The organism is Thermoflexus sp. (genome assembly GCF_042408365.1).
Taxonomy (GTDB): Bacteria; Chloroflexota; Anaerolineae; order Thermoflexales; family Thermoflexaceae; genus Thermoflexus.
The window spans coordinates 1-5299 of sequence record NZ_JBHOQJ010000172.1; the positions used below are offsets into that span (position 1 = coordinate 1).

4 protein-coding genes, 1 pseudogene and 1 riboswitch are annotated in these 5299 nt (G+C 66.6%); all 5 genes and pseudogenes read right to left on the minus strand.

The features are described 5' to 3' along the window. Positions 1 to 483 (minus strand): annotated as a pseudogene (locus tag ACFMO5_RS08000) (hypothetical protein); the annotation flags it as partial. A 210-nt stretch (positions 484 to 693) separates the two neighbouring features. Then, entirely contained in the window at positions 694 to 1743 is a 1050-nt protein-coding gene (locus ACFMO5_RS08005; protein ID WP_376792226.1) for a FecCD family ABC transporter permease, read from the minus strand. 48 nt (positions 1744 to 1791) lie between these two features. After that, positions 1792 to 2844 (minus strand): ABC transporter substrate-binding protein, encoded by a 1053-nt coding sequence (locus tag ACFMO5_RS08010; protein ID WP_376792227.1) that lies wholly within the window; start codon positions 2842 to 2844, stop codon positions 1792 to 1794. Between the two features lie 164 nt (positions 2845 to 3008). Then, positions 3009 to 3160: riboswitch (cobalamin riboswitch) on the minus strand. A 73-nt stretch (positions 3161 to 3233) separates the two neighbouring features. Further along, positions 3234 to 4907 carry a methylmalonyl-CoA mutase gene (locus ACFMO5_RS08015; protein WP_376792228.1) on the minus strand — a complete coding sequence of 558 codons (1674 nt, stop codon included), beginning with the start codon at positions 4905 to 4907 and terminating at the stop codon, positions 3234 to 3236. A 79-nt stretch (positions 4908 to 4986) separates the two neighbouring features. After that, positions 4987 to 5299: acetyl-CoA carboxylase biotin carboxyl carrier protein subunit (locus tag ACFMO5_RS08020; RefSeq protein ID WP_376792229.1), on the minus strand; the 313-nt coding region annotated here is incomplete at its 5' end.

The following is a 5299-nucleotide window of genomic DNA, read 5'->3' on the forward strand; positions in this document are numbered from 1 at the left end:
GGCGATGCCGGAGGGCCCGTTGAACTGCCCCTCGCCGGAGCCATAGGAGCCCCACGCCCCCAGGAACTCCCCGGTGGCCGAGAAGCGCTGGATGCGGTGGTTGTAGGAATCGGCCACGTACACCGTGCCATCCGGACCCACCGCCACGCCGGCGGGTCCATCGAATGAGTCCACCGGGGCCTCCACCTTTGAGGGTCCATTGAATTGGCCCACCGGGACCTGCGCCTTTATGGCGAAGAGAAAATAGGGCGTAGCGGTTCGCCCGCTTCGAGGGACTGTCTCCTCCAGAGGCTCGACCGTTGGGGTTGGGGATGGCTCAGGGGATGGAGTCGGCGTCGGCTCTGGGGTGGCGAGCGGCCCAGAGGGAGGCCGCCCCTGGCACGCCATCGGCCATAGGGCCAGAGGCACCCATAGACCCACGATCAGCCATTTCCGCCAGCAGACCGAGCACCCACTGTCATACAGCAGCCATCGCGTCCCCATCGCCCATTTCCATCCGGTGGAAGGTTGGCTTACTCTGATTTTAGCAACCTGTTTCCCGCTTGTCTTCCTCATTTTTTGAGGAACCTCTCCCACCTCGCCGGTAAGCGGGCGCGGGAACGTGGGAAGGGGAATCCGGAGAGAGGCCCAAGGCCCGCCGTGGGGGCGCCCACAAAGGGCGCCCTTACCGCCAATGACGCGAACGTCTGCCGTTTAAAAGAAAACCCCTCGGCGGGTGTGCCCCAGCAAATACAGGAAGAAAGGCCCTCCCAGGAAGGCGGTCAGGATGGTCAGGGGGATTTCTTGCGGGGGAAGCAGCGTGCGGGAGAGCAGATCGGCCAAGGTGAGCAGGGAAGCGCCGAGGAGGATCGCGGCGGGGAGGACGCGCGGGTAGCGAGGCCCGACGATCAACCGGGCCAGATGGGGGGCGATCAAGCCGACGAAGCCGATGATCCCGGTGAAGGCCACCGCTCCGGCGGTGGCCAAGGTGGCTGCCCCGATGGCCAGCCGCTTCACCCGCTCCACCGGCAGGCCCAGCTGCAGGGCCTGCTCTTCCCCAAACTGCAAGACGTCCAGGGGACGCCCCAGCAACAGCAGCAGGCCCAAGCCGATCCCGATATAGGGAAGCGCGCCGCGGAGGGCCGGCCAACCCCCCAGGGCATATCCGCCCAGCATCCAAATCCAGGCCCGATGGGGGGCAACGCGGCCGACCATGGCCATCAGCAAGCCCAGGCTGATGGCGTTCAGGAGGGCCCCGACGGCCACCCCCGCCAGCAGCAGCGTGGTCAACGGCACGACCCCTCCGATGCGGGCGAGGCGATACACCAGCCCGACGGTGAGCAGCCCGCCCAGGAAGGCGGCCATCGGGAGTGCCATCAAGCCGAAGGCCGTGGCGGATAGGTTCAGGGCGACCGCCATCAGGGCCCCTAAGTTCGCTCCCGCTGCCACCCCGATGAGATAGGGGTCCGCCAACGGGTTGCGGAACAGCCCCTGGTAGGCGGCGCCGGCCCCAGCGAGGGCCGCCCCCGCCAGGGCGATCAACAACACCCGCGGGAGCCGCACCTCCCACACGATGGCCGCCAGGGCGGGATCCCGCGCTTCCCCGACCAGGATCCGCCCCACCTCAGCGATCGGGATAGGGACCGGGCCCAGGGCGACCCCCATGGCCAGGCTCACGCCAAGGAGCAGCCCCAGGCCGGCCCATAAGCCGATCCGAACGGTGCGGGATCGATGGAAAACCAGCGAAAGCGCTCGAAGGGACATTTCCCTTGTCCATGTTGCGTGTTGGGAATTTGCAACTTGCTCTCGGGCTCATCGCACAGGCGCGGGGACCAGGAGCGCGACCGTCTGAGCCTGCTCAGCGGCGGATTGGGGGAACAGCTCCGGATGGATGATCCGCGCCAGCGCCTCCAAACCATCCACGATGCGGGGGCCGGGCCGGGAGATTAAATCGGCGTCGATAGGATAGATGCGGCCCTCCCGCACCGCCCGCAGGCGGTTCCACCCCGGGCGCTGCCGGACTTTCTCCGGCGTCTCGCCGTAGTTCGCCGTCCCCAGGATGATGAGATCGGGATCCTGGCGGATTAACTCCTCCAGGCTGATCTGCCCCCACTCGCTGGTCAGGCTGGCGCCGATGTTCTGCCCGCCGGCCCGGGTGATGAGCCGGTCGATGAAGGAGCCCGGCCCAGCGGTCCACGGTTTGCTCGGATCCGTGGCGTCGAGCTCGTAGAAGACCTTCGGGCGGTCTTTGGCCTGGCGGACCTTCTCCTCGATCGCGGTCAGGCGGGCCCGCAGGTCAGCCACGACCTTTTCCGCCTGTTGCACGTTCCCGGTCAGCTGCCCCACCGTCAGGATCTGTTGGAAAATCTCCTCGATATCTTTAGGGGTCCGTTGATGGAACACCACCAACTTCAGGTCCTCCAAGGCCTTCACCTGCTCCGGGCTGATCACGCCGGGGGCCAAGATCAGGTCGGGGCGCATCGCCACGATCGCCTCCGTGTTGATCGTCGGGTAGGTGCCGCCGATGCTGGGGACGTTCTTCGCCTCCGGTGGATAGTCGGAGAGCTCGTCGCGCCCCACCAAGCGGTCGCCGGCCCCCACGGCGAAGATCATCTCTGTGGCGGAGGGGGCGAGGGTCACGATGCGCTGGGGGCGTGCCGGAAGCACAACGGTCCGGCCGTGGTCATCCACGATGGTGAGGAAAGGCGCCGGCGTAGGGGTGGGGGCCGGTGTGGCGGTTGGCGTGGGGGTGGCGGTGGGAGCCGGCGTGGGAGTGGGTGTGGGGGAAGGTGTAGGTGTCCCCGCGCAGCCCACCAAGATCGCCAGGATGGCGAGCATCCAAATCCCCTGCAAGATACGTCGCATAGGAACACCTCCAGACTGGGATGGGACCCCTCGCCGAAAGGGGCAGGGGCCATCCCAGCGGAGGCCCAAAACAGGCGGCCTCCCTGCTGGAATGGACAGGGAGGCCGCGGGAAAGCCAGAACGGACCCTAGATTGGGTCGGGCGGCGCTCCTACCCCTTCCGCGAGGCTCGGAGGAGGCCGAGGCGGGCGACCGGGCTTCCACCGTCCGCCGAAGCGGCGGTGGTTACCGTTGCGGGACAGCGCCGGACTTTCACCGGACTTCGCCTTTCAGCCCTGCCATCCGGGGCGTCGGGCACCTCGACCATATTCAGTTGATGGATCTATGAAACATGATAGGGCTCTGTTGGATTCTGTCAAGAGACAGATCTTGATGACTGTTCAATTGACTTTACAGAACCTCCGGTGGTCGGTATTCCCCCCAGACCTGGCGCAGCACGTCGCAGATCTCCCCCAGGGTGACGTCGGCAGCGACGGCTTCCACGAAGAGGGGCATGAGGGGCTCATCGGGCCGGCGGGCGGCCTCCTCGATGCGGGCCAGCAGCGCGGAGACCCGCTCCCGATCCCGTCGGGCCCGCAGCGCTTGCAGCCGCGCCCGCTGCGCCTCTTCAATGGCCGGATCGACCTTCAGGCGTTCCAAATCGACGGGCTCCTCCTCCACCTGGAAGGCGTTGACGCCGACGATGATCTGCTCGCCGGACTCGATGGCCTGTTGGGTCCGATAGGCGGATTCGGCGATGGCCCGCTGAATGTAGCCGGTCTCGATGGCCCGCAGCGCCCCACCCATGGCCTCGATGTGATCGATCTCCGCCAGCGCCCGGCGCTCGATCTCCGCCGTCAGGTATTCGATCACATAGCTCCCCGCCAGCGGGTCGATGGTGTCCGCCACCCCGGACTCGTAGGCCAGGATCTGCTGGGTGCGCAGAGCGACCCGCGCGGATTTCTCGGTGGGGAGCCATAGCGCCTCATCCATGGCGTTGGTGTGTAAGGACTGACAGCCGCCCAGGATGGCCGCTAAGGCCTGGACCGTCACCCGGATGATGTTGTTCTCCGGCTGCTGGGCGGTGAGGGTGCTCCCGCCCGTCTGGACATGGAAGCGGAGCATCATCGCCTCCGGACAGGTCGCCCCCAACCGGTCCCGCGTCAGGCGCGCCCACAGCCGGCGGGCGGCGCGGAACTTGGCCACTTCCTCCAGAAAATGATTGTGGGCGTTGAAGAAGAACGAGAGCTGGGGCCCGATGTCATCGATGGTGAGGCCTGCCCGAGCGGCAGCCCGCACGTACTCCAAAGCGTGGGCGAAGGTGAAGGCCACCTCCTGCACCGCGGTGGCCCCGGCTTCCCGGATGTGATAGCCGCTGATGCTGATGGGGTTCCAGTTCGGCACGTGGCGATGGCAGAAGGCAATCACATCCACCGTGAGCCGCATGGAGGGCTCCGGGGGGAAGATGTAAAGGCCCCGGGCCACGTATTCCTTCAGGATGTCGTTTTGGACCGTCCCCCGCAGCCGCGCCCAGTCCACGCCCTGCTCGCGGGCCAGGGCCAGGACCATCGCCAACAGGATGGCGGCCGGGGCGTTGATGGTCATCGAAAGGCTGACTTGGTCCAGGGGAATGCCGTCCAGGAGGCGCCGCATATCCTCGAGGGAGCAGATACTGACCCCGACCCGGCCCACCTCTCCGTGGGCCAGGGGATGGTCGGCGTCGTAACCCAGCTGGGTGGGCAGGTCAAACGCCACCGAAAGCCCGGTTTGGCCCTGGGCCAGAAGATAGCGATAGCGCCGGTTGGATTCCTCGGCGGTGGCGTATCCAGCGTATTGCCGCATCGTCCAGAGGCGGCCCCGATACATCGTCCGGTAGATCCCGCGGGTGAAGGGGAATTCCCCCGGGAACCCTAGATCCTCCCCATAATCCAGGGAGATATCGGCGGGGGTGTAGAGGGGCTCCAGAGGGATGCCGGAGGGGGTTTCGAAGCGCGGGCGACGCTGGGGGGCGTTCCGGATCGTTTCCAGCCATCGCCGGTGCGCTTCGCGGATCTCTTCCTCCCTCGATCGGATCTCGACGGCCATAGGTGCCTCCCAGGGCAAGCAGGCTGTCCGGCTCCTGACCGGTGGGCGGAGCGGACCTTATCCGGCAGCCGTTCGAACCTCAGCTCAGCACCACCAGGATCTGGTTCTGCTCCACGCTCTGACCGGGCCTCACCCGAATGGCTTTCACGGTGCCATCGCGAGGCGCCCGGATCTCGTTTTGCATCTTCATAGACTCCAGAAGGACCAGTTTCTCCCCTTTGCGAACGGGCTGGCCTTCCTGGACGGGAACGGCCACGATGAGGCCGGGCATGGGCGCTTTGACGACGACTTCCCCGACCGAACCATGGCGCTCGCCGGAGGCCTCCCGGATCCGCCGCTCCCGTTCGTCCTCCACCCGCACGGCGAAAAGGTAACCCCGGACGAAGACCCAG